This is a genomic window from Paraburkholderia translucens, assembly GCF_020881035.1.
Lineage (GTDB): Bacteria > Pseudomonadota > Gammaproteobacteria > Burkholderiales > Burkholderiaceae > Paraburkholderia > Paraburkholderia translucens.
In genome coordinates this window covers 227,397-252,170 of the sequence record NZ_JAJITC010000008.1, presented here as the reverse complement: position 1 = coordinate 252,170, position 24,774 = coordinate 227,397, and the positions used below count along the sequence as shown (strand labels likewise).

Genomic DNA, 24,774 nt, shown 5'->3' with positions numbered 1-24,774 from the left:
CGTGGTGAAACGCGAGTGGATTGAAGCAGTGACTATCGGGCAGGCACTATGAGACCGGATACGCGAGGCCGCTACGCGGCCGGCCGGGCGCGAGCACGATCGCCGGTGCGTTGTCGATGCCCCTGCCATGCGCGGCCGCTTGCTCCGAAGCATCGCGGCTCGCGTCGTTCAGTTGCTGATAACGGCGAAACGTCGACGGCGCCATGCCCTTCATCGCAAGAAACTGCCGGTTGAAATTCGACAGGTTGTTAAAGCCCGCCTTGAAGCAGATGTCGGTCACCCGCAGCTCGCCATCGGTCAACAACTGGCAGGCGAGATTGATGCGCATGCGGTTCACGTACTGCACGAACGGCAGCCCGGTATGGCGGCGGAAATAACGCGAAAACGCGCTGACGCTCTGCCCGGCAAGTTGTGCAAGTTCCGACTCGCGCAACTCGTTCGCGAGGTTCTTGCCGATATAAGCGAGCACGTGATTGATGCGGGTTGCCGCGAAGCTGGTCGGATCGGCCTGATACGCGGGACTCGCGAGCGTGTCGCGATCCGGCGCGTTCATCAGGATCTCGAGCATCGACATGAACAGCACAAGCCGGCGCAGACCCCGCGCCGCGAGCAGTTCGAGAAAGAGCGGCTTGATCCGCTCGGATGTCTGCGGACCGAACGACAGGCCGCGGCGCGCATCGGCGAGCATCGCCTCGACCTGACGCCACTCGGGAAAACTCTCGAGACAGTTCGATACGAACTCCTGACCGAACTGCACGACCAGATTGCGCTGTGCGACGCTCTCGCCTTCAGGCACGTCGCTGACCCAGTTGTGCGGCAGGTTCGGCCCCATCAGCACGAGATTGCCCGGCGCGAAACTGCCGATGTGATCGCCGACGAACATCTTGCCGGTTGTCGCGACGATCAGATGGATCTCGTACTCCGGATGAAAGTGCCAGCGTACCGTGCGATACGGATAGCCATGCGACCACACTTTGAATGATTCGTCGTGGCGGACGGCCACGATTTCGAGATCAGGTTGCACTGTCTGCCTCCATGAAGCGGCGCGCTCAGTCGCTGCCGAACTTGATCTTGTATAAGCGAAAAGTAACCGCCAAACGCTTGGGCGGCCACTTAAAAAGCGGCCGCGGACCGATACTTTTTTGCATCCGGATCGGTCGCGCCGCGCGAAAGGTCAAATTTGATGCAATGCAATATGAATGGCGCGGCGGCTCTCCTGCCCTGCGGGGCTTTTCATTGCAACGCCCGCATTCCGCATGCCGCGCTGCGCCATGAAAAGCCGGGCCCTTACCTTGACTTTCGTTTCCTCGGGTACGATCATTCGCTCACATACAGAGCAAATGCTCTGAACCGAGAAACGCGCGCTCCGAGCGCCGCGAACAAGTTTTTTGGAGACAAACATGGACAGCGGGCAAGGCAGCGGCGCGGCCGCACACGTAATCCTGCACATCGGCGCGGGATCGTTCCATCGCGCGCACCAAGCGTGGTATCTGCACCGCCTCAACGAAGCGACGGCAGCCAGCGAGCCGCGCTGGTCGCTCACCGTCGGCAACATCCGCAGCGACATGAACCCGGTGCTCGACGCGCTCGCCGCGCAGAACGGCGTCTACACACTCGAAACCGTCACGCCGCACGGCGAGCGCGCGTACGAGACGATCCGCTCGATCGAGCGCGTGCTGCCATGGAGCGAAAGCCTCGACGGACTGATCGAAGCGGGCGCCGATCCGGCCTGCAAGATCATCGCGTTCACCGTGACCGAGGGCGGCTATTACCTCGACGAGCATGACCGGCTCGACATCGCGAATCCCGATCTCGCCGCCGACCTCGCCGGTGCCCGCACGACGATCTACGGCGCGCTCGCGGCGATTCTCGACGCGCGCGTGAAGCGCGGCGCGGGACCCGTCACGCTGCAGTCCTGCGACAACCTGCGCAGCAACGGCGAACGCTTTCATGCGGGCATGAGCGAGTTTCTCGAACGGCGCGGCGCCAACGAACTCGCGCAATGGTTCGACGACCACACGTCGTGCCCGTGCTCGATGGTCGATCGCATCACGCCGCGTCCAACGTCCGAGGTGCGCGAGCGCGTGAAGGCCGCGACCGGCGTCGACGACGCGTGTCCCGTGATGGGCGAGGCGTTCATCCAGTGGGTCATCGAGGACCGCTTCATCGCGGGGCGGCCGGCCTGGGAGAAGGTCGGCGCGGAGCTCGTCGCTTCCGTGCTGCCGTATGAGGAAGCGAAGATCCGCATCCTCAACGCGACGCATAGCTGCATCGCATGGGCAGGCACGCTGGTCGGCCTGAACTACATCCACGAAGGCTCGCTCGATGCCGACATTCGCCAGTTCGCGTACGACTACGTGACCGAGGACGTGATCCCGTGTCTCTTGCCAAGTCCGCTCGATCTCGAACGCTATCGCGATGTCGTGCTCGAGCGCTTCAGCAACCCGCATATCCTCGACACGAACCAGCGCGTCGCCGCCGATGGCTTTTCGAAGCTACCCGGCTTCATCGCGCCGACGCTCGCCGAATGCTTCGAGCGCGGAGCGACGCCGGCCGCGACCGCGAGGCTGCCCGCGCTGTTCTTCCGCTTTCTCGAACGCTGGCACAAGGGCAAGCTGCCGTATGCATATCAGGACGGCGTGATGGACGAGCGCGCCGCGCACGCATTCTTCACGGCGCCCGATCCGCTGTGCGCGTTCGCCGCCGACCGGCTGCTGTGGGGCAGCATGGCGCAGACACCGGAACTCGAAGCGGCGCTCGCGGGCGCGCTTGCGCGGGTCGACGCATGGCTCGCAAAACGCGGCGCAACGAGCCAGGCTTAATGCGCATGACAGCGCACACGATGTGCGGCTAAAGTAGCGCATCTCCAACGATGAAGGTTTCGCGCCCATGTACCTAGGCATCGATCTCGGCACGTCCGAAGTGAAAGTTCTGCTGCTCGCCTCCGACGGCCGCGTGATCGGCACGGCCGGCACGCCGTTCACGGTTTCGCGTCCGCACCAGCGCTGGTCCGAGCAGAATCCCGAAGACTGGTGGACCGGCACGCGCGCTGCGCTCTCCGCCTTGCGCGCGCGCCATCCCGACGAGTTCGCGCAGATTCGCGGCATCGGCCTGTCGGGGCAGATGCACGGGGCTGTGCTGCTCGACGCGGATAACCGCGTGCTGCGGCCCGCGATCCTTTGGAACGACATGCGCAGCGACAAGGAATGCGCGGAGCTGACCGAGCGCGCGCCGGAGCTGCACCGCGTCGCCGGCAATCTGGCGATGCCCGGTTTCACCGCGCCCAAGCTGCTGTGGGTCGCGCGTCACGAGCCGGAGATTTTCGCCAGGACGGCCTGCGTGCTGCTGCCGAAAGACTATCTGCGTCTGCAACTGACGGGCGGCAAGGTGTCCGATCCGTCCGATGCGGCTGGCACGCTATGGCTCGACGTCGCAAAACGCGACTGGTCCGACTCGTTGCTGGCTGCCTGCAACATGACGCGCGCGCAAATGCCGGCGCTGCGCGAAGGCAGCGCGCCGGCCGGCACACTGCTGCCGGAAGTCGCGCGCGAATTCGGCCTCAGCGAGAACGTGATCGTCGCGGCCGGCGGCGGCGACAATGCGACGAGCGCGATCGGCATCGGCGCGACGGAGCCGGGCGACGGCTTTGTGTCATTGGGCACGTCAGGCGTGCTGTGCGTGGTCGGCGACAGCTTCCGGCCGAACCCGGCCTCCGCCGTGCACGCGTTCTGTCATGCGATCCCGGACCGCTGGCATCAGATGAGCGTGGTGCTGTCGGCGGCGAGCTGCCTGCGCTGGGTCTGCAAGCTCACCTCGACCGACGAGCCGACGCTGCTCGCTGAAATCGAGGCGCTGCCCGCCGACGCCTTGCCCACCGCGCCGCTCTTTTTGCCGTATCTGTCAGGAGAGCGCACGCCGCATAACGACCCGTACGCGCAAGGTGTGTTCTTCGGCATGACTCACGCGACCGATCGCGCGCTGCTCGGCTACGCGGTGCTCGAAGGCGTGACGCTCGCGCTGACCGACGGCCTCGACGCCTTGCGCGCGGCCGGCACCGAGGCGAAGGTGCTGTCGCTGCTGGGCGGCGGCGCACGCAGCGACTATTGGGCCCAGCTGCTCGCCGACGCGCTCGACACCGTCACGGTCAAGCACGGCGGCGGCGAAACCGGAGCGGCGCTCGGTGCGGCGCGCCTCGGCTGGCTCGCCGCGGGCGGCGACCCCGCTATCGTGCTGACCAAGCCGCCGGTCGAAAAGGAGTTCACGCCGAATCCGCGCCGCCATGCGCAATTGCGCACCCGGCTCGAAGCGTATCGCGCGCTGTATCGCCACGTGCGGCCGCTGTTCGATCCCGCGCGCGCGCCGCTCGCCTGAGCGTCAACCGCGGCTGGCTTGCGCGATCGACGCGCAGGCCGGCCGCTGTCATCGGCACAGTCAAGCAAAACCCAAGCGAAACCTCATCGTGCCCAGGTCCACGGAAAAACTCGATCTCGCCACGCGCGCCGCGTGGCTCTACTACGTCGCGGGCAATACCCAGAACGAAATCGCCGAGAAGCTGCAGGTGTCGCGGCCGGTTGCGCAGCGGCTCGTCGCGTTCGCGGTCGAAAAAAATCTGATCCGCGTACGGGTCGATCACAAGCTCGCGGATTGCCTGTCGCTCGCCGATCAGCTTTCGAAGCGCTACGGCCTCAGCCTGTGCGAGATCGTGCCGATCGACGGCGATACATCCGAGGAACTCGACCGCAAGCTCGCGGTGGCCGGTGCGCAAGTGATGGAGCGCTATCTGAGCGAGGAAAAGCCGATGGTCGTCGCGGTCAGCAGCGGCCGTACGCTGAAGGCCGCGGTCGATCAGATCGCGCAGCTGGACCGTCCGCAGCATCGGCTGGTATCGATGGTCGGGGCCATCGCGCAGGACGGCTCCTCGAACCGCTATGACGTCGCGCTGCACATTTCGGAGAAGACCGGCGGCAAGCATTTTCTGCTGCCCGCGCCGCTGCTCGCCGACAGTGAGGCCGAGCGCGCGCAGTGGTGCAATCACCGGCTGTACCGGATCGTCGAGTCGCTGTCCGCGCAGGCCGATGTCGCGTTCGTCGGCATCGGCAACATCGGCATGACCTGCCCGTTGCACGAGGACGGCTTCATCACGGATGGCGAAGTGGAGGAGCTGATGCACAACGGCGCAGTCGCCGAAATGCTCGGCCTGCCTATTGATGCGGCCGGCGCGCACGTCGAATCGCCGACCGGCCGTCGCGTGACGAGCATCGCGCTCGACGCGCCGCCGCGCCGGCCGACCATCGGCTTCGCGGGCGGGCAGCGCAAGCGTGAGGCGCTCATCGCGGTGCTCAAGGGCGGGTGGCTGTCGGGGCTCGTGACGGACGAGTCGTGCGCGCGGGCGGCGTTGGAGGCGTGAGTTTCGCGCCGCGTGCCGGTCGCACTTTTTTCAACGCAAGGCGAAAAAGCGCCCGCTGAACAGGCGGGCCTTTGTTAGCCTTTCCCGAGGGATTACCTACTCACTCGCCAAATCAATCTTCATCCTCAAACCAGATACAGAAATATTGGCCATTCCCACTACTTATTACAATACCCGAGTCAAATGTCGAGTCCGTAAAATCATTCCATGAATCCGACGACGCTGATTCTTTGTTTGAAAAATATTTGCTATCTTTTGATTCGTTTTCTGCAACTATTCTTTCAGCGAGTTCTTTCGCCTTGCTCCTGTCCATGTGTTCACAATCATAAGCCTGCCCCTTCCAAAGCAGGTTCGTAAGAATTGCGATTGCGCCGGCTCTATCCTGAGCCACCAGCATCGCCTCATCTCGCGTCAAGCCAAATTTTGACAGCACCAGAGAAAGGTCATTTGAATAGTCCAGAATATTCGAAATTCTAACCATCGTTGGACCTCTCGCCGCAAGGATATCCGCAATCAAACTCATTTTCATACCCCCCTCAAAATCAGATATCCGTATAAGCGGTAAGAATAAAATACGGCATTCCATTGTATTTCTTATGCCGAAGAACAACGGTGACCTTGCTCGAATCGATCAATTTCCCTGATTCTTTTAGCAATGTGTAGCCAACATTTCTCCCGACATCCTTCTTCAAAGCCAAATCTCTTGCCGGTGAAGCGGCCCACGACCTGATTGCAATGGCGTTTGCCTGCATCGTCTCCGAAATGGCCCATTCCGCCGCAGCAATATTCGTGAACGACGAGACTCGGTCTCGCCACGGTTCCTTCAACAATCTCTCCGACAATTGTGCCTCAGTACGCTCCACGTGTTTCAGCAGCGTATGGCCGCCAATACCGCCGACCTCCCTCGCTTCATGCATCTTCAGGGAGATCCGGCCCATAGTCAGGCTGGCCGCCCGGGCAGCCTTGATCGAGCCAGCAAAGCCAAACGGCACAACTAGATCGAGCGACAAGCCGATATTGTTGGCCATCTCGGGGCTGGCCTTCATTGTTTCCGCCAGCTTCACAGTACCGCGTTGGGTGAGCGTCGCGGTGTCCTGCCCGGTCCAAACCTGTCGTAGGCCCGCTGCCGCCGTATCCGAGCCGTGCACGCCAAACACGATGCACCCGGCCTTGCTTGCCATCGTCGGCTCTGGCAGCACGCATAACGCACCCGCCCCGACCATTTCCAGTACGCCGCCGACCACCTGCAAACCGCCCCATAAACGGTTGGATAGCATCTCGGTCTGGCTAATCGACTGACGGGCGAGAACGGCCGCCAGTTGCGGCGCACTCAGTACGACGCGAACGCCGTCTGATTCATTCGTCTTTGCGACGCCGGGCATATCACTGACCATCTCTCAAGATTCGGATAACTCCGAATCTTCCGTGGCACTGATGCACAGTGCCTGTTCCACGTCAAACTGGAATATCCGACGCATTCCGTTCGCCGCTATTTTCGGATCATATCCCGCGCTTTCTAAATGGCATGCCACATTGCGTGCTTACCGGTTACATCGACTGTCCTGAAAGCGCAAACCGTGCCGTCAACAGACGGCGCGTGCGCCGCCTGCTTATGCAATGCGTCATGGCGCGGTCAAGCGGCCAACACCTCGACGATCTTGCGCTGGAACGCCTTGCCATCGCTGTCGAACAGATGGCAGTGCTCGGGGGTCGCGCCGAGCTTCTGCGTGTTGCCCTTCGCATGCCGCTCGAGCGGCGGTATCCGCGCGATCAAACCATCCGGCGCGACGCTCGACTCCGCGTATAGATACGCGGCGTCGCCGAGCGATTCGACCGTCATCGTGCGTGCATCGATGCCGTCCTCGGTCGTGCTGACATGCAGATGCTCGGGGCGGATGCCGACCGTCACCTTGTCGCCCTGCTTCGCCGCGCCCGGCTCGACCAACACGCGCTGCGTTTCGCCAGTCTCATAGCGCACCGTGACGCCGTCGCGCGATACCGACTGCACGACGCCTTCCATGAAATTCATCTTCGGCGAGCCGATGAAGCCGGCGACGAAGCGGTTCGCCGGCGCGTGATACAGCATCGTCGGGCTGCCGACCTGCTCCAGGTTGCCCGCCGACAGCACGACGATCTTGTCGGCCAACGTCATCGCCTCGACCTGGTCGTGCGTCACGTAGATCATCGTCGTCTTCAGCTCGTCGTGCAGGCGCGCGAATTCGAGGCGCATCTTCACCCGCAGCGCGGCGTCGAGATTCGACAACGGTTCGTCGAACAGGAACACTTTCGGCTTGCGCGTGATCGCGCGGCCGATCGCGACGCGCTGACGCTGCCCGCCCGACAATTGCTTCGGCTTGCGATCGAGCAGGTGGTCGATGTGCAGAATCTTCGCCGCGTTGCGCACCGCCGCGTCGATCTCCGGCTTCTTCGCGCCGGCGAGCTTCAAGCCGAATGCCATGTTGTCGTACAGCGTCATGTGCGGATACAGCGCGTACGACTGGAACACCATCGCGATGCCGCGCTTGGCCGGGGGCACGTCGTTCATGCGCACGGCGTCGATGTTCAGCTCGCCGCCCGTGATGTCCTCGAGGCCCGCGATCATCCGCATCAAGGTCGATTTACCGCAGCCGCTCGGCCCCACGAACACGACGAATTCGCCATCCGCGATGTCGAGATTGATGTCGCGCATCACTTCGTTGTCGTCGTAGGCTTTTCTGATGTTGCGCAAGGTTACGCTTGCCATGATGTGTCTCCGTGTAATGCTGTTCGATACCTCGTGCCGCCACTCGTTGAAGTGTAGTTCGGTGCGCTTGCGCGCGCTCATGGCGCCGCGGCCGTGACCGACAGCGTCCATCGGGCGACGAGTTCCGGCAACTGCCGCATATCGTCGAACACGTGACGCGCGCCCGCCGCATGCAGACGATCGACCTGCGCTTCGCTCGCGTGGCCGCCGCCGATGAACCCCAGCACCGCCATGCCCGCCGCGGCCGCCGCGCTCACGCCGGTCACGCTGTCCTCGACCACGAGGCACGCGCCCGGCGCGAGCCCGAAACCTTGCGCCGCCGCCAGGTACACGTCCGGCGCGGGCTTCGGATTCGGCACAGCATCGGCGCAGAACAGCCGCTCGCCGAAAAAGCGCTTCAGTCCCGTGCGCGCCAGCACCGCCTCGACATACGGCCGGAAGCTGTTGCTCGCGCAGCCTTTGACGAGCGGCACCTGGGCGAGCGCCATCTCGATGCCTTCGACCGCCGGCGCCTCGATCGCCGCCGCTTCGACCGCGCTACGGATCGCGTCGATATCGTCGGCGCCGAGCCGTTTGCCGAGCTGCGTCGCGGTGTCCTGCAACACGCGCTCGATGCGCAGCCCGAGCAGCGGCAGCACGACCGGTTCGACGTCGACGCCGGGCCAGCGCGCCTCGAGTTCGCGCACCAGCACGCGCCCGGCCACCGCTTCGCTGTCGATCAGCACGCCGTCGCAATCGCAAATCAGCGCGTGTCGCGCGACGCCCGGACCTGCCGTCATTTGACGGCCCCGAACGTGAGCCCGCGCACCAGCTGCTTCTGCGACAGCCAGCCGACGATCAGGATCGGTGCGACCGCGAGCAACGAAGCGGCCGACAGCTTGGCCCAGAACAGTCCCTCTGGGCTCGAATACGATGCGATGAACACGGTCAGCGGCGCCGCGTTCGAGCTCGACAGGTTGATGCTCCAGAACGCCTCGTTCCACGACAGGATCACGAGCAGCAGCGCGGTCGACGCGAGTCCGGGCAGCGCCATCGGCATCAGCAGGTAGACGATCTCCTGCCACGTCGCCGCGCCGTCGATGCGCCCGGCTTCCAGAATGTCGCGCGGAATTTCGGCGAAGTACGTGAACGCCATCCACACCGCGATCGGCAGATTGATCAGCGTGAAGATGATGATGAGACCCGACACGGTATCGAGCAGCCCGCTGTTTTTCCACAGCAGGTAGATCGGCACCAGCACGCCGACCGACGGCATCATCTTCGTCGACAGCATCCACAGCAGCACTTTCTGCGTGCGTTTCGTCGGGAAGAACGCCATCGCGTACGCGCAAGGCACCGCGAGGATCAGGCATAGCAGCGTGACGCCGATCGAGATCACGATCGAGTTCCACGCGAACGCGAAGTAGTTGCTGCGCGCGAACACCTCGCGGAAGCTGTCGAGTGTCGGAGTGAAAAAGAGCGAGGACGCATAGGCCTGCTGCTCGGTCTTGAATGCGGTGATCGTCATCCAGAAGATCGGGAAGAACAGCAGCAGTGCGACGAGCCAGGCGAGCACGCCGGGAATCGCACGCAGCACCGGCTCGAACGGCGACTTGTGCGGCAGCACGACCGGCTGCGCCGTCGATGCAGGGGTGGAAGCAACGTGGCTCATTTTTCGTACTCCCCTTTCAGGTTCTTCGCGAGCATCCGCACGAGGAAGAACGACACGATATTGGCCAGCACGACCGCGAGAATGCCGCCCGCCGAGGCGAGACCGACGTCGAACTGTTGCAGGCCGAGCGAGAAGATCAGGTACGACAGGTTGGTGGTCGCGTTGCCCGGACCGCCGCCCGTGGTCGTGTAGATCTCGGCGAAGATCGACAACAGGAAAATCGTCTCCATCATCACGACCACTGCGATCGCACGTCTGAGGTGCGGCAGCGTGATGTAGAAGAACATCGAGAATGGCCCTGCACCGTCGATCCTCGCCGCTTCCTTCTGCTCCTGGTCGAGCGACTGGATCGCCGTGAACAGGATCAGGAACGCGAACGGCAGCCATTGCCAGGCGACGATCATGATCACCGCGGTGAGCGGATAGTCGGCGAACCAGTCGATCGGCTGCATCCCCAGCGTGCGCATGCCTTGCGCGACGAGACCGTACACCGGGTGCAGGATCATGTTCTTCCAGATCAGCGCGCTGACCGTCGGCATCACGAAGAACGGCGCGATGGCTAGCAGGCGAGCCACGCCCTGACCGTAGAACTTGCGATCGAACAGGATCGACATCAGCACGCCGCCGCCCACGGTGATCACCAGCACGGACACGATCAGCTCGACCGTGTGTGCGATCGACGGCCAGAACGACGGATCGGTCGCCAGATAACGGTAATTGTCGAAGCCCGCGAAGCCGCGCAGATCCGGGTTCAGCAGGTTGTAGTGCGAAAACGAGAACCAGATCGTCATCGCGAGCGGAATCGTCATCCACAGAACCAGCACGCCGACCGACGGCGCGACGAGCCAGCGGGCCGTATTGGCCTTACGGGTCTCGCGTTCTTTTTCTGTCTGGGGATGGGTGTGCATCAGAGGTAAGCGCAACGGACGCATGATGAACCACCTGTACGGTAATGCGCGGAGCGTTCACCTGAGCCGCGTACGCGCGAGGCGGCGTGCCGTGCCGAAAGACGCACGACACGCGCCGCAGCGCATACGGCGCAGGCAAACGGCCGCCCTGCTGCATGAGCCGCATCGGTCGATGCGGCGGGCCTGCCGGGTTATTTCTGCGCAGTTATTTCCGCGCAGTTACTTCTGCGCAGTTACTTCTGATAACCCGCCTGCTTGACCGCGCGATCCGCGGCCGCGTTGCCGGCCGCGAGCGCCTGGTCGACGCTCATCTGACCGGCGATCGCGCCGGAGACGCTCTGGCCGACCACGGTGCCGAACGACTGGAACTCGGGAATCCCGACGAACTGCACGCCGGTGTACGGGACCGGCTTCAAGGTCGGATGATCCGGGTCGGCGGTCTGGATTGCCTTCAGCACGAAGTCGCCGAACGGCGCGGCCTGTTTGTACTCGGGGCGCGCATAAGTGGACTGGCGCGTGCCCGGGGGCACCGAGGCCCAGCCCTCATCCTTGGCGACCAGGTCGATGTACTCCTTCGACGTGGCCCACTCGATGAACTTCTTCGCCGCGTCTTGCTGCTTCGACGACTTAGGAATCGCGAGCGCCCAAGCCCACAGCCAGTGCGAGCCCTTCGGCGTGACCGCGACCGGCGCCGCAGCGAAGCCGACCTTGTCGGCGATCTGCGACTGCTGCTTGTTGTACAGCATGCCGGCCGCGACCGTCGCGTCGATCCACATCGCGCACTTGCCGGACGACATCAGCGTCAGGTTTTCGTTGAAGCCGTTCGAACTCGCTCCGGGAGGGCCGTCCTTCTTCAGCAAGTCGACGTAGAACGTCATCGCCTTCTTCCATTCCGGCGAGGTCAGCTGCGCGTTCCACTTCTCGTCGAACCAGCGCCCGCCGAAGGTGTTCACGACCGTCGTGCCATACGCCATGTTCTCGCCCCAGCCCGCCTTGCCGCGCAGGCAGATGCCGTATTGCTCCTTGGACTTGTCGGTGAGCTTGTCGGCGAACTGCGCGATCTGGTCGTAGGTCGGTTGGTCGGGCATCTTCAGGCCGGCCTTGTCGAACAGATCCTTGCGGTAATAGGTCATCGAGCTTTCCACGTAGAACGGCAGCGCATACAGCTGGCCGTTCACGGACAGGCCGTCGCGGGCCGTCTTCACGACGTCGTTCAGGTCATAGCTCGCCGGCAGGTTCGTGATCGGCGCGAGCCAGCCGCGCTTGCCCCATTGCGGCGTTTCGTACGCGCCGATCGTCATCACGTCGAACTGGCCGCTGCCGGTCGTGATGTCGGTCGTCGCGCGCTGCCGCAGCACGTTCTCTTCGAGAATCACCCAGTTCAGCTTGATCTCGGGATTCGCTTTTTCGAACGCGGGCGACAGCTTCTTCAGCTCGATCATGTCCGGATTGTTCAGCGTCGCGATCGTCACGGTCGCCGCCGATGCGCTCAGCGCGAAACAGGTGGCCGCACCGGCACCCAGCGCCTTCAGCGCGAATTTGCAAGCAGGTTTCATCGTTGTCTCCTTTCTCATACGTTATGTGGTTTTGTGTTCGTCCGACGACATGACGCGCCGCTCATAGCAGCCAACGTGCCCGCTCCCGGCTCGTCTTTCAACTCATCCAGTTACCGCCGTCGACGTTCAGCGTCTGCGCGGTGATGTAGTCGGCATCGGCCGACGCGAGGAACAGCGCGGCGCCGGTCAGGTCGTCGGGCACGCCCATGCGGCCAAGCGGCACCGCCTCGCCCACGAGGCGCTTCTTCTCGCCCGGCGGCCGATGCTCGTAGCGCGCGAACAGCGCGTCCACCTCGTTCCACATCGGCGTATCGATGACGCCCGGCGCGATGCCGTTCACATTGATCTTATGCGGCGCCAGCGCGAGCGCCGCGGACTGCGTGTAGCTCAACACCGCCGCCTTGGTCGCGCAGTAGTGCGAAACGAGCGCCTCGCCGCGCCGCCCGGCCTGCGACGACATGTTGATGATCTTGCCGCCGCGGCCCTGCTCGACCATCTGCCGCGCGACCGCCTGCATCAGGAAGAACATGCCCTTCACGTTGACCGCGAACAGGCGGTCGAACACGTCCCAGGATTCGTCGAGGAGCGGGCGCATGTCGAACAGCGCCGCGTTGTTGAACAGGATGTCGATCTGGCCGAAGCAGCCGAGCGTGCTCGTCACGATGCGCTCGATGTCCTCGCGGCGCGTCACGTCGGCGCTGACGCACGACACGCGCTCGCCATACGTGCCGCGCAGCGTGCCGCCGATGCTCTCGGCCGGCTTCACGTCGACCAGCACGCAGCGCGCGCCTTCGTCGAGATAGCGGCGGGCCACCGCTTCACCGATACCGCTGGCTGCGCCCGTCAGAATGGCCACCTTGCCCTGCAATCGTGCCACTGCCTGTCTCCGGTTCGTTTTGCATGCTGGCGCGCAGTGAGCGAACGCTCGTTGCGCGAACAATTGCTCTGTTTGTGATCGAATGATCGGATACGGACCGGGTCATGTCAAGGCACGCGGACGAATTTCGATGGTGCAGCGCGCCATGCGAAAACTTGCCCCGCTGACAGCAAATCGCGATACGTTATATCATTGCGGCCGCGAGGCCTCCCCGGTCCGTCCGTCAGGAAATTCGCGCGGTCATCGCCACCGCGACTGACTCATTCGACTCTCACGCAGCAGGAACCCACATGAAAGCAATCGGCTCGATGTTCTGCGCAGCGCGCCGCGCGCTGAAGCGATCGGCTTCTGCGCGCACGCATCTGTGCACCTGTCTTCTCGCGGTCGCGGCACTCGGGCTCGGCCACAACGCGTTGGCCGCCGACGCGAAAATCCCGGTCGTCGCCGCCGAGAACTTTTATGGCGACGTGGTGCGGCAACTTGGCGGCGATCGCGTCGACGTGACCAGCATCCTCAGCAATCCAGAGCAGGACCCGCATCTGTTCGAAGCGAGCCCGGCCACCGCGCGCGCGTTGCAGCACGCGATCCTTGTCGTCTACAACGGCGCCGACTACGACCCGTGGATGGCGAAGCTGCTGGCCGCGTCGAAGGGTGCGCAGCGCAATGTGATCGTCGCGGCCGATCTGGTCGGCAAAAAAGGCGGCGACAATCCGCACCTGTGGTACGACTTGGCGACGATGCCGAAAGTCGCGCGCGCGGTGAGCGACGCGCTCGCCGCTGCTGACCCCGCGCACAAGTCGGCGTACGATGCGAACCTCGCGAAGTTTCTCGATTCGCTGAAGCCGATCGACGCCAAGGTCGCCGAGCTGCACGGCCGCTATGCGGGCCTGCCGGTCACGGCGACCGAACCGGTGTTCGGCTACATGTCGGACGCGATTGGGCTCGCCATGCGCAACCAGCGCTTCCAGCTCGCCGCGATGAACGACACCGAGGCGAGCGCGGCCGATATCGCCGCATTCGAACGCGATCTGCGCGAGCGGCGCGTGCGCGTGCTGATCTATAACAGCCAGGCGACCGAGGCGCTGACCCAACGTATGCTGAAGCTCGCGCAACAATCGAACGTACCGACGATGAGCGTCACCGAAACCTTGCCCGCCGGCAAGACCTATCAGACGTGGATGCTGACGCAGCTCGACGCGCTGCAGAAGGCCCTTGCCGCGGGCGACGCGAACGGCGCGACGAACGCCAAAGGAAAGACGCCATGACTTCGACTGGCCGTCAAGCGCCAGCAGGTGGGCCGCCGGGCGCTGCAACCTCAGCCCGCGGCGGCACGCCCGTGCTCGAACTCGAGAACGTGACGCTCGAACTCGGCGAGCGCACGATCCTGCGCGACACGAGCTTCGTCGTGAATCAGGGCGAGTTCATCGGTGTGCTCGGACCGAACGGCGCGGGCAAGACGACCTTGATGCGCGCCGTGCTCGGGCTCGTGCCGGCCATGGGCGGTTCGATTCGCGTACTCGGGCAGACGGTCGAGCGCGGCAACGCCTCGATCGGCTATATGCCGCAGACGCGCAGCGCGCTCGCCGGCCGCCGTGTGCGCGGACGCGATTTCGTCGCGATGGCCGCCGACGGTCACCGCTGGGGTCTGCCGCATGCGGATGCGAAGACGCGCGCGGACGTCGATCGGGTGCTGGAGCTCGTCGGCGCGACGAATCTCGCGAAGCGGCCGCTCTCGCAGCTGTCGGGCGGCGAACGGCAGCGGCTCCTGCTCGCGCAGTGCCTGCTCGGCAATCCGAAACTGCTGCTGCTCGATGAACCGTTGATCAGCCTCGATCCGCATCATCAGAAGAGCGTCGTCGAACTCGTGCGGCGCGTGCAGCGTGAGCTCGGCATCGCCGTGCTGTTCTCCGCGCATGAACTCAACCCGCTCCTGAACTCGATCGATCGCGTGCTGTATCTCGGCAGCGGCGTCGCGGCGCTCGGCACCGTCGACGAAGTGATTACGCGGCCTGTGCTGTCGCGTCTGTACGGCTCGCCGATCGACGTGATGCGCGTCAATGGCCGCATCTTCGTGATGTCGGGCGGCGTCGAAGTCGAGAAGCACGATCACGAGCACGAACACGACGAGGACGGCGGACATACGCATTCGCACGATCACTCGCATGACCACGGCCACGGTCATTCACGCAAGCACTCTCACTCGCACGGCTCACGCGACGGACACACGCACGATGTTTGAATACGACTTCATGGTGAACGCATTCGCGGCGTCGGGGATCGTCGCGGTGCTGGCCGGCGTGGTCGGCTATTTCCTGGTGATGCGCGGACAGACGTTCGCCGGCCATGCGCTGTCGCATGTCGGCTTCACGGGCGCGACGGGCGCGGTGCTGATCGGCATCTCGCCGATCTGGGGGATGATCGGCTTCACGCTCGCGGCCGGTGTCGGCATGGGCGCGCTCGGCGAGCGGCTCGCCGGACGCGACGTGGCGATCGGCGTGATCCTGTCGTTGTCGCTTGGCTTCGGGCTGCTGTTTCTGCACTTCTTCACCGCGTACGCGACGCAGGTCACCGCGTTGCTGTTCGGCAACGTGCTCGGCGTGAATGCGTCGACGCTTGGCGTGCTCGCGGCGTTGGGTGTGGTCAGCCTCGCCGCGCTCGCGGCGATCATGCGGCCGCTGCTGTTCGCCTCGCTGCAGCCGGAGCTGGCCGAAGCGAAGGGCGTGTCGCTGCGTCGCGTGTCGGTGCTGTTTCTCGCCATCGCCGCGCTGGCCGTCGCCGCTTGCACGCAGATCGTCGGCGTGCTGCTCGTGTTCACGTTGATGGTCGGCCCGGCCGCCGCCGCGCAGAACCTGAGCACGCGGCTGTCCACCGGGCTCGTGCTCGCGGCCGTGTTCGCGCTCGCGCAGGCGTGGCTCGGGCTAACGCTCGCGTTTTATACCGATTGGCCGACGAGCTTCTGGATCACCGTGCTGTCGGCAGTGGTGTATGGCGGGAGTCTGCTGAAGCGGCATTGAGCGCCGCTTGCGCCGGTCACACGAAAAAACGGCGGCACGATGACGTGCCGCCGTTTTTCATTTCGCGCCGCACTCCACGACGCTTTCAGCCGAGCAACACCTTCGCGTGATGCGCGAGATGATCCTCGATGAACGTCGAAATGAAGTAGTAGCCGTGATCGTAGCCCGCATGACGGCGCAGCGTCAGCGGCTGACCGGCGGCTTGGCACGCCGCTTCGAATACGTCGGGATTCAGCTGCGTGGGCAGGAACTGATCGGCGAGGCCCTGATCGACGAGAATCCCTTGTGCAAATTTGCGCGTTGCGTGCGCGACCAGCTCGCTCGCGTCGTACTGCTTCCACGCCTCGCGGTTCTCGCCGAGATAACCGCTGAACGCCTTCTCGCCCCACGGGCAGCGCATCGGCGCCGCAATCGGCGCGAACGCCGACACCGACCGATAGACGTCCGGATTACGCAGCGCGAGCATCAGCGCGCCGTGCCCGCCCATCGAATGACCGAAGATGCCGAGGCGCGCGCCATCGACCGGCAAGTTCGCAAGCGCCGTTTCGCGCAGTTCGTCGCGCACGTACGAGTACATGCGGTAGTTCCGCGCCCACGGCTCCTGGGTCGCGTCGACATAAAAGCCCGCGCCGACGCCGAAGTCCCATGCAGCGCCTTCGCCGGGCACACCTGCGCCGCGCGGGCTCGTATCCGGCGCGATCAACGCGATGCCGTGCTGCGCCGCGAAGCGCTGCGCGCCGGCCTTGACCGCGAACGTCTCTTCGGTCGAGGTCAGCCCGGCCAGATAGAACAGCGCAGGCACGTTGCTCGCGCGCGCATGCAACACCTGCGGCGGCAGATAGACCGAGAAGCGCATCGGCAGACCGATCGTGCGCGACTCGTGGCGGTAGAAGCGCTGCTCGCCACCGTGGCAGGCGTGCGCCGAAAGTAGTTCGAGCATCGCGACGCTCCTCTGTTAGTAAAGCACGACCGAGCGGATCGACTCGCCCTTCTTCATGAGGTCGAAGCCCTCGTTGATGCGTTCGAGCGGCAGACGGTGCGTGATCAGATCGTCGATGTTGATCTTGCCTTCCATGTACCAGTCGACGATCTTCGGCACGTCGGTGCGACCGCGCGCGCCGCCGAACGCCGAGCCCTTCCACTCGCGGCCCGTCACCAGCTGGAACGGCCGCGTGCTGATCTCCTCGCCCGCCGCCGCCACGCCGATGATGAACGACTGCCCCCAGCCCTTGTGCGTGCATTCGAGCGCCTGGCGCATCACCTTCACATTGCCGATGCATTCGAACGAATAGTCCGCGCCGCCGTCGGTCAACTGCACGATGTGATCGACGACGTTCTCGACTTCGTTCGGGTTGATGAAGTGCGTCATGCCGAACTTCTTCGCGAGTTCAACGCGGCCCGGGTTGATATCGACGCCGATGATCTTGTCGGCCCCTACCATCTTCGCGCCCTGGATCACATTGAGGCCGATGCCGCCGAGCCCGAACACGACCACGTTCGCGCCCGCCTCGACCTTCGCCGAATAGACGACCGCGCCGACGCCCGTCGTCACGCCGCAGCCGATGTAGCAGATCTTGTCGAACGGCGCGTCTTCACGCACCTTCGCGACCGCGATCTCCGGTACGACGATGTAGTTCGAGAACGTCGACGTGCCCATGTAGTGGAACAACGGCTTGCCGTCGAGCGAAAAGCGCGAGGTCGCGTCGGGCATCAGGCCACGGCCCTGCGTGGAGCGGATCGCCTGACACAGGTTGGTCTTGCGCGACAGGCAGAACTTGCACTGGCGGCATTCGGGGGTGTAGAGCGGGATCACGTGATCGCCCTTCTTCAGCGTGCCGACGCCCGGTCCGACATCGACGATCACGCCCGCGCCTTCGTGGCCGAGAATCGCCGGGAAAAGGCCTTCGGGATCAGCGCCCGAGAGCGTGTAGTAGTCGGTGTGGCAGATGCCCGTCGCCTTCACTTCGATCAGGACTTCACCGGCGCGCGGACCTTCGAGATCGACTTCCTCGATCGTCAACGGGGCGCCGGCTTTCCATGCGATTGCTGCTTTGGTTTTCATCGTCAATGCTCCTCTGAATCCGTGAATGCGAAATGGCGTTGCGTGCCGGCCGACTGCGTGGCGCGCGAAAAGCGTCATGGTATTGCAAAGTGCGTGACGGCAGCGTTGCCGCGTTCGGTGCCGCGCCCGCTAATTCGCTTCGCCCGGCGTCGCAGCACCGAACCACGGCTCGACCCGGCCATACAGATCGATGAAGCGCGCATAGCGTTCGGCGAGCGCCGCATCGCCTCGCGGACTAGCGACGCGCGTCGCGCCTGGCGCGAGCGCGGCGAGATCGCGCGTGTGCCAGTGGCCGCATGCGAGACCGCCGAGGATCGCCGCGCCGCGCGGCGCCGCGTTCGGACAATCGACCGCGTGCAGCTCCGCATCGAGCGCATCGGCGAGCAGTTCTCGCCAGCGCGCGTCGACGGAGCCGCCGCCCGCGAGCTTGAGCGCCGTCACCGGCGCGCCGCTCGCGCGAATCGCGTCGAGCCCCGCGCGCAGCGAGAACGCGACGCCCTCGAAGGCGGCACGCATCATCGCGCCGCGCGTATGTTCGAGCGACAGACCGAGCCAGCCGCCACGCACCTGCGGATTCAGCCACGGCGTGCGCTCGCCGGTCAGATACGGCAGGAAGGTCAGCGGCGACGCGGGATGAGCGGCTGCATGAGCGCTTGCGTCAGCCGCATCGCCGAATGCCTCGCGATAAGCATCCGCCCATTCGTACGACAGCCACCCGCGCACCCGCTCCAGCGCGATGCCGACGTTTTGCATCGCCGCCATGCGATACCAGTGATCGCTCGCCGCGCGATAGCGATGCAGGCCCTTCAGCGGCGCGGGCTCGTCGTTCGCGAGCACGACGATCTGTCCACCGGTGCCGGTCGTCAGCAGCGCGTCGCCGTCACGCGCAAGTCCGCTGCCGAGCGCCGCGCACGGCGTGTCGGCGGCGCCGGTTGCGAGCACGATCCCGGCCGGGAGGCCGAGTGCCTGCGCCGCCTGTGACGACAGCATGCCCGCCGCCGCATACGACGGCGCCAGCGGCGCGAACCACGCGCGCGGAATCGCGAGGCGTTCGAGCAGCGCCGTGTCCCACACGCCCGCGGGATCGGCGAGCGCGGTCGCGCACGCGTCGGATGCATCGGTCACGCAGGCGCCGCCGAGCGCGACGCGCAGCCAGTCTTTCGGCTGCACCGCCCAACGCGTGCGCCGCGCGGCTTCCGGTTCATGCAGCACGAGCCAGCGCAGCAGGGGACCGGCCATGCCGGGCGCGACCGGATTCGGTTGCGGCTCGGGCCACGCGTCTAGCACGGCGAGCGCGCGCGAGTCGGGCCACAGCATTGCCCGCCGCACCGCTGTGCCGTTTGCATCGAGCAGCACGACGCCGTGCATCTGGCCCGAGAAGCCGATCGCGCGCACCCCGTCGCGCAACTCGCGCGGCAGGCGCGCCATGGCATCCACGAGCGCGTTCCACCAGGTCTTTACGCCGATTTCAGCCCAACCGGCTTGCGGCGTCACAAGCGCATAAGCGACGCTCGACACCGCCTGCTCGCGGCCATGTTCGTCGACGATTGCCGCTTTCAGGGAGCCGGTGCCGAGGTCGATGCCGAGAAAACTCATGAGCGCGGGAGGTTGAAAAGAGGGTGAGGAACAGGTCAGCGACGCTGGCAACGTGCTCGTCAGAACAGCACTATGCGTGACGCCTCATGGACGTCATTGATTCTCACACATATCCCTGCGCACGACGAACCGGTGCCGCGCACAAACAGAAACGCCACGGCATGCCGCGGCGTTTCTGTTTTGCTTCAGCGTTGCATCAACCCGCCGCGTTCACCCCGCGGTCGCCGCCGATGCCGCGACCGGCGCGCTCGCCGCACCGTAGTCGACCGGTGCGTCGGCGGGACGCGGCTGCTCGCCGCTGTGCTCGATCCAGCCGCCGCCGAGCGCCTGATACAGCGTGACCAGGTTCTGCAGACGCTCCATGCGCGCGGTGACCAGAGCCTGCTGAGCCACGTACAGCGCGGTCTGCGCGGTCAGCACCGACAGATAGCTGTCGACACCGTGCACATAACGGAGGGTCGACAGGTCCAGCCGGCGCTGCTCGGCCGCGACGTCCCGCTCGAGCGACGCGATCTGCTCGTCGTACGTGCCGCGCGCGGCCAGTCCATCCGCCACTTCGCGGAAGGCCGTCTGGATCGCCTTTTCGTATGTGGCGATCTGCACGTTCTTCTCGATGTTGGCCAGATCGAGGTTGGCCATGTTCTGGCCGCCCTCGAAGATCGGCAGCGTGATCGACGGCGCGAAACTCCACGCCGCCGAACCCGGCTTGAACAGCCCGCCGAGCGTAGGGCTGAGCGTACCGGCGCTGCCGGTCAGCGTGACCCGCGGGAAGAACGCGGCGCGCGCCGCGCCGATGTTCGCGTTGGCCGCGAGAAGATTTTCCTCGGCCTCCATGATGTCGGGACGGCGCGTCAGCAGATCGGACGGCAGGCCCGCCGGAATATCCGTGAGCAGGCTCTGATCGTTCAGCGGCAGCCCGTTCGGCAGATCGGCCGGCAACGGCTCGCCGATCAGCAGCACCAACGCGTTGTCAGCCTGGACTCGCAACCGCGTCTGCGCCTGCAGGTTTGCGCTCGCGGTCTCGACGACCGTCTGCGACTGGCGCAGATCGAGTTCAGAACCGGTGCCGTTGTCGAACTGCAGCTTGGTGATCCGATACGACTCCTCTGCGGTCTTCAGCGTGTTCTCAGTGACCTTGAGCAGGTCGTCCAGTTCGAGCACCGTCATGTACTGGTTCGCCACCTGCGCCACCAGCGCAATTTCCGCGGACTTGCGTGCCTGCGCGGTGCCGAGGTACGTCGCCAACGCCTGATCCTTCAGGCTCTGCACACGTCCGAAGAAGTCGATTTCCCACGACGCGTTCAAGCCCACCGAATACGTGTTGGAAATCGTCACGCCGTTGAACGTCAGGTCTTTCGGCGTGCGCGACCTGCTTTGCGAGGCCGCGGCATCGAGGGTCGGGAAGAGACCGGCGCGCACGATGCGGTACTGCGCCGCCGACGCCTGCATGTTCAGCACCGACACGCGCAGATCGCGGTTGTTCTTCAGTGCGATTTCGATCAACTGTTGCAGCCGCGGATCGACGAAGAAGTCGCGCCAGCCGATGTCGGCGGCGGCCTGGCCATTCGCGCTGCGCGCGCCGTGCGCGCCCGGCTGCTGGTCGTACACGCCGCCGGTCGGGAAGGTCGCCGTCACGGGCGCCGCGGGCCGCTGGTAGTGCGGCGCCAGCGTGCAACCCGCGGCGAGCAGCGCGACCGCCACTGCAATCAAAGAGTGTTTTTGCATCTCAATGCCCGTCCTTGCCCGTGCCATTGTCATCCGGCCGTTCGGCCGGGCCACCCGTCGCGCCGCCTTGCGGATCGTGCGGATGGTGTTGTTGGTAGTGGCGCATTGCTTCATCCGGATCTTCCGTCTCGCCGCCGAACTTCGCTCGAATCACGACGAAGAACATCGGGATCATGAAGATCGCGAGGAAGGTCGCGGTCAACATCCCGCCGATCACGCCCGTACCGATCGCGTGCTGGCTTGCCGAGCCCGCGCCGTTACTGATCGCGAGCGGCAGCACGCCGAGAATGAACGCGAGCGAGGTCATCAGGATCGGACGCAACCGCAGACGCGCCGCTTCGAGCGCGGCCTCGATCGGCCCCATGCCTTCACTCTGCTGCAGTTCGCGCGCGAATTCCACGATCAGAATCGCGTTCTTCGCCGACAGACCGACCGTGGTCAACAGTCCCACCTGGAAGAACACGTCGTTTTCGAGCCCGCGCAGCGTTGCGGCCAGCAGCGCGCCGATGACGCCGAGCGGCACCACCATGATCACCGAGAACGGGATCGACCAGCTTTCATAGAGCGCCGCGAGACACAGGAACACGACGAGGATCGAGATGCCGTACAGGATCGGCGCCTGCGAACCCGACTGGCGTTCCTGCAGCGATAGACCCGTCCACTCGTAACCGACGCCCGCCGGCAGCTTCGTGACGATCGATTCCATCGCCGCCATCGCCTGGCCGGTCGACTTGCCCGGCGCCGCCGTGCCCTGGATTTCCACCGACGAGATACCGTTGTAGCGTTCCAGCTTCGGCGAGCCGAACGTCCATTCGGTGCGCGCGAAGGCCGAGAACGGCACCATCGTGCCCGCGTTGTTGCGCACGAACCAGGCGTTCACGTCTTCCGGTTTCATCCGGAACGGCGCGTCGCCCTGCAGGTAGACCTTCTTGATCCGGCCGTCGGTGTCGAGGAAGTTGTTCACGTACGCCGACGCCCATGCGATCGAGAACGTCTGGTCGATCGAGGCCAGCGACACGCCGAGCGCCGAAGCCTTCTCGTGGTCAATGCTCACCTTGAACTGCGGCGTATCGTTCAGGCCGTTCGGACGCACCTGCGCGAGCGTCGGGTCCTTCGCGGCGAGACCGAGCAGCATGTTGCGCGCTTCCATCAGTTTCGCGTGACCAATACCCCCGCGATCCTGCAGCTGGAAGTCGAAGCCCGCCGCGGTGCCGAGTTCCGGAATCGACGGTGGATTGACCGGAAATACCACCGCGTTCTTGTAGCTGCTGAAGTGCATGTAGAGGCGCCCAACCAGTGCCTGCACTTTCTGGTCCGCATGCTGACGCTGCGCGTAGTCCTTCATTCGCACGAACACGAGACCCGCGTTCTGGCCACGACCCGCGAAGCTGAAGCCGTTCACCGTGAAGGTCGATTCGACGATCGCCTTCTCTTCGTTCAGCAGGTAGTCCGAGACGTCCTTCAGCGCGTGCGCGGTGGTCTCCTGCGTGGAACCCGACGGCGTTTGCACGAGCACGAACATCGTGCCCTGGTCTTCGTCAGGCAGGAACGACTTCGGCAGTCGCACGAACAGCAAGCCCACCGCGAAGATCACCACCATGTAGATGATGAGCCAGCGGCCCGAGCGCTTGATCACGTGGTGTACGCCCGAGTGATACTTGTCGCGGCTCCTGTTGAACGTACGGTTGAACCAGCCGAAAAAGCCGGTGGCTTTCTCATGATGCCCCTGCGGAATCGGCTTGAGGATCGTCGCGCACAGCGCCGGCGTCAGAATCAACGCGACGAGCACGGACAGCACCATCGCCGCGACGATCGTCAGCGAGAACTGCCGGTAGATCGCACCCACCGAGCCGCCCGAGAACGCCACCGGCACGAACACCGCTGACAGCACGAGCGCCACGCCGACGAGCGCGCCGGTGATCTGGCCCATCGCCTTGCGGGTTGCTTCGCGAGGCGACAAGCCCTCCTCCTGCATCACCCGCTCGACGTTTTCCACCACCACGATCGCGTCGTCCACGAGCAGACCGATCGCCAGCACGAGACCGAACATCGACAGCACGTTGATCGAGAATCCGACCACGCTCATGATCGCGAACGTGCCGAGCAGCACCACCGGCACCGCGATCGTCGGGATCAGCGTGGCACGCAGGTTCTGCAGGAACAGGTACATGACGAGGAACACGAGCACGATGCCCTCGAGCAGCGTCTTGACCACTTCCTCGATCGACAGGCGCACGAACGGCGTCGTGTCGTACGGGTACTGCACGACGAGACCATGCGGGAAATATTTCGACAGTTCGGTGATCTTCGTGCGCACCGCCTTCGCGGTGGCGAGCGCGTTCGCGCCGGTGGCGAGCTGGATACCGAAGCCTGCAGTCGGCTGACCGTTGTACTTGGTGTCGAAGTTGTAGTTTTCGCCGCCGAGCTCGATGTGCGACACGTCGCGCAGACGCACCTGCGAGCCGTCCTGGTTCACCTTCAGCAGGATGTTGCCGAACTGCTCGGGCGTATTGAGCAGCGTGGCCTGCGTGATGGTGGCCTGCAGCACCTGACCCGGCACCGACGGCGTGCCGCCGAGCGAGCCGCCCGCGACTTGCACGTTCTGCGCCTGCAACGCACTTTCGACATCGAGCGGCGTCAAGCCGAAGTTGTTCAGCTTGTTCGCGTCGAGCCAAATCCGCATCGCGTACTGCGAGCCGAACAGCGTCACCGTGCCCACGCCGTCGATACGGCTGATCGGATCCTGGATGTTCGACGCGACGTAGTTCGCGAGGTCGTACTTGTTCATGCTGCCGTCGGTCGACACGAATGCCATCACCAGCAGGAAGCTGCTGCTCGACTTCGTGACCCGGGTGCCGAGCTGCTGCACCGCCTGCGGCAGCAGCGGCGTGGCGAGCTGCAGCTTGTTTTGCACCTGCACCTGCGCGATGTCAGGGTTGGTGCCGGCCGCGAACGTCAGCGTGATGGTGGCCGTGCCCGAGTCGTCCGAGGTCGACGCGAGGTACAGCAGGTGGTCGAGACCGCTCATCTGTTGCTCGATCACCTGCGTGACGGTGTTTTCCACCGTCTTCGCCGAAGCACCCGGGTACGTTGCGCTGATCTGGATGGCCGGCGGCGCGATGGTCGGGTATTGCGCGATCGGCAGCGTGAACACCGACGCAAGACCCGCGAGCATCAGGATGATGGCGATCACCCATGCAAAAATCGGGCGATCAATAAAGAACTTTGCCATGAG

General features: G+C 64.6%; 20 protein-coding genes. 6 read left to right on the top strand and 14 right to left on the bottom strand.

Features of this window, described 5'->3' with window-relative positions; translation table 11 throughout:
- Nucleotides 1–46: 46 nt before the first annotated feature.
- A complete protein-coding gene (locus tag LJ655_RS17280; RefSeq protein WP_230562458.1) occupies nucleotides 47–1,024 on the bottom strand; it encodes an AraC family transcriptional regulator in 978 nt (325 codons plus the stop codon).
- Nucleotides 1,025–1,400: 376 nt separating this feature from the next.
- Here LJ655_RS17280 and dalD point away from each other — a divergent pair, with 376 nt between their 5' ends.
- The 3 genes from dalD to LJ655_RS17265 all read left to right on the top strand — a co-directional run bounded on the left by dalD (nucleotide 1,401) and on the right by LJ655_RS17265 (nucleotide 5,407).
- Nucleotides 1,401–2,822: a D-arabinitol 4-dehydrogenase gene (dalD, locus tag LJ655_RS17275; protein ID WP_230562457.1), complete on the top strand. Its 1,422-nt coding sequence runs from the start codon at nucleotides 1,401–1,403 to the stop codon at nucleotides 2,820–2,822.
- A 67-nt stretch (nucleotides 2,823–2,889) separates the two neighbouring features.
- Nucleotides 2,890–4,371, top strand: coding sequence for a xylulokinase (gene xylB / locus LJ655_RS17270; protein ID WP_230562456.1), 1,482 nt, complete (start codon nucleotides 2,890–2,892; stop codon nucleotides 4,369–4,371).
- 88 nt (nucleotides 4,372–4,459) lie between these two features.
- Nucleotides 4,460–5,407 (top strand): sugar-binding transcriptional regulator, encoded by a 948-nt coding sequence (locus tag LJ655_RS17265; protein WP_230562455.1) that lies wholly within the window; start codon nucleotides 4,460–4,462, stop codon nucleotides 5,405–5,407.
- 112 nt (nucleotides 5,408–5,519) lie between these two features.
- Here LJ655_RS17265 and LJ655_RS17260 read toward each other — a convergent pair whose 3' ends face one another.
- The 8 genes from LJ655_RS17260 to LJ655_RS17225 all read right to left on the bottom strand — a co-directional run bounded on the left by LJ655_RS17260 (nucleotide 5,520) and on the right by LJ655_RS17225 (nucleotide 13,142).
- Complete coding sequence (locus tag LJ655_RS17260) at nucleotides 5,520–5,936, bottom strand: hypothetical protein (RefSeq protein WP_230562454.1); 417 nt, start codon at nucleotides 5,934–5,936, stop codon at nucleotides 5,520–5,522.
- A gap of 13 nt (nucleotides 5,937–5,949) precedes the next feature.
- Nucleotides 5,950–6,789 carry an RNase A-like domain-containing protein gene (locus LJ655_RS17255; RefSeq protein ID WP_230562453.1) on the bottom strand — a complete coding sequence of 280 codons (840 nt, stop codon included), beginning with the start codon at nucleotides 6,787–6,789 and terminating at the stop codon, nucleotides 5,950–5,952.
- A gap of 251 nt (nucleotides 6,790–7,040) precedes the next feature.
- Nucleotides 7,041–8,150 carry an ABC transporter ATP-binding protein gene (locus LJ655_RS17250; protein WP_230562452.1) on the bottom strand — a complete coding sequence of 370 codons (1,110 nt, stop codon included), beginning with the start codon at nucleotides 8,148–8,150 and terminating at the stop codon, nucleotides 7,041–7,043.
- Nucleotides 8,151–8,227: 77 nt separating this feature from the next.
- The gene (locus LJ655_RS17245) at nucleotides 8,228–8,929 is read right to left on the bottom strand and encodes an HAD family hydrolase (RefSeq protein WP_230562451.1); all 702 of its coding nucleotides are present in this window, start codon (nucleotides 8,927–8,929) and stop codon (nucleotides 8,228–8,230) included.
- Complete coding sequence (locus LJ655_RS17240) at nucleotides 8,926–9,801, bottom strand: carbohydrate ABC transporter permease (RefSeq protein ID WP_230562450.1); 876 nt, start codon at nucleotides 9,799–9,801, stop codon at nucleotides 8,926–8,928. The genes LJ655_RS17245 and LJ655_RS17240 overlap by 4 nt, the downstream gene beginning before the upstream one ends.
- Nucleotides 9,798–10,733 (bottom strand): carbohydrate ABC transporter permease, encoded by a 936-nt coding sequence (locus tag LJ655_RS17235; RefSeq protein WP_230562449.1) that lies wholly within the window; start codon nucleotides 10,731–10,733, stop codon nucleotides 9,798–9,800. The genes LJ655_RS17240 and LJ655_RS17235 overlap by 4 nt, the downstream gene beginning before the upstream one ends.
- 209 nt (nucleotides 10,734–10,942) lie before the next feature.
- Complete coding sequence (locus tag LJ655_RS17230) at nucleotides 10,943–12,265, bottom strand: ABC transporter substrate-binding protein (protein WP_230562448.1); 1,323 nt, start codon at nucleotides 12,263–12,265, stop codon at nucleotides 10,943–10,945.
- 97 nt (nucleotides 12,266–12,362) lie between these two features.
- Entirely contained in the window at nucleotides 12,363–13,142 is a 780-nt protein-coding gene (locus tag LJ655_RS17225; RefSeq protein WP_230562447.1) for an L-iditol 2-dehydrogenase, read from the bottom strand.
- Between the two features lie 290 nt (nucleotides 13,143–13,432).
- On the opposite strand from LJ655_RS17225, the gene LJ655_RS17220 reads away from it, so the two are divergent.
- Genes LJ655_RS17220 through LJ655_RS17210 form a run of 3 tightly spaced genes read left to right on the top strand, consistent with a single transcriptional unit; the run spans nucleotide 13,433 to nucleotide 16,156 of the window.
- Nucleotides 13,433–14,407 (top strand): metal ABC transporter solute-binding protein, encoded by a 975-nt coding sequence (locus LJ655_RS17220; protein WP_230562446.1) that lies wholly within the window; start codon nucleotides 13,433–13,435, stop codon nucleotides 14,405–14,407.
- Nucleotides 14,404–15,381, top strand: coding sequence for an ABC transporter ATP-binding protein (locus tag LJ655_RS17215; RefSeq protein ID WP_230562445.1), 978 nt, complete (start codon nucleotides 14,404–14,406; stop codon nucleotides 15,379–15,381). The genes LJ655_RS17220 and LJ655_RS17215 overlap by 4 nt, the downstream gene beginning before the upstream one ends.
- On the top strand, nucleotides 15,374–16,156 hold the full coding sequence (locus LJ655_RS17210; RefSeq protein WP_230562444.1) for a metal ABC transporter permease: 783 nt from the start codon (nucleotides 15,374–15,376) through the stop codon (nucleotides 16,154–16,156). The genes LJ655_RS17215 and LJ655_RS17210 overlap by 8 nt, the downstream gene beginning before the upstream one ends.
- 85 nt (nucleotides 16,157–16,241) lie before the next feature.
- Here LJ655_RS17210 and fghA read toward each other — a convergent pair whose 3' ends face one another.
- From fghA to LJ655_RS17185, 5 genes are all read right to left on the bottom strand, one after another.
- Nucleotides 16,242–17,096: an S-formylglutathione hydrolase gene (fghA, locus tag LJ655_RS17205; protein ID WP_230562443.1), complete on the bottom strand. Its 855-nt coding sequence runs from the start codon at nucleotides 17,094–17,096 to the stop codon at nucleotides 16,242–16,244.
- A 15-nt stretch (nucleotides 17,097–17,111) separates the two neighbouring features.
- A complete protein-coding gene (locus LJ655_RS17200) occupies nucleotides 17,112–18,218 on the bottom strand; it encodes an S-(hydroxymethyl)glutathione dehydrogenase/class III alcohol dehydrogenase (protein ID WP_230562442.1) in 1,107 nt (368 codons plus the stop codon).
- 129 nt (nucleotides 18,219–18,347) lie between these two features.
- On the bottom strand, nucleotides 18,348–19,814 hold the full coding sequence (locus LJ655_RS17195; protein WP_230562441.1) for a xylulokinase: 1,467 nt from the start codon (nucleotides 19,812–19,814) through the stop codon (nucleotides 18,348–18,350).
- A gap of 210 nt (nucleotides 19,815–20,024) precedes the next feature.
- Nucleotides 20,025–21,539, bottom strand: a complete 1,515-nt coding sequence (locus LJ655_RS17190) for an efflux transporter outer membrane subunit (protein ID WP_230562440.1) — start codon at nucleotides 21,537–21,539, stop codon at nucleotides 20,025–20,027.
- Between the two features lies 1 nt (nucleotide 21,540).
- Nucleotides 21,541–24,771 carry an efflux RND transporter permease subunit gene (locus LJ655_RS17185; RefSeq protein ID WP_230562439.1) on the bottom strand — a complete coding sequence of 1,077 codons (3,231 nt, stop codon included), beginning with the start codon at nucleotides 24,769–24,771 and terminating at the stop codon, nucleotides 21,541–21,543.
- Nucleotides 24,772–24,774: the final 3 nt, after the last annotated feature.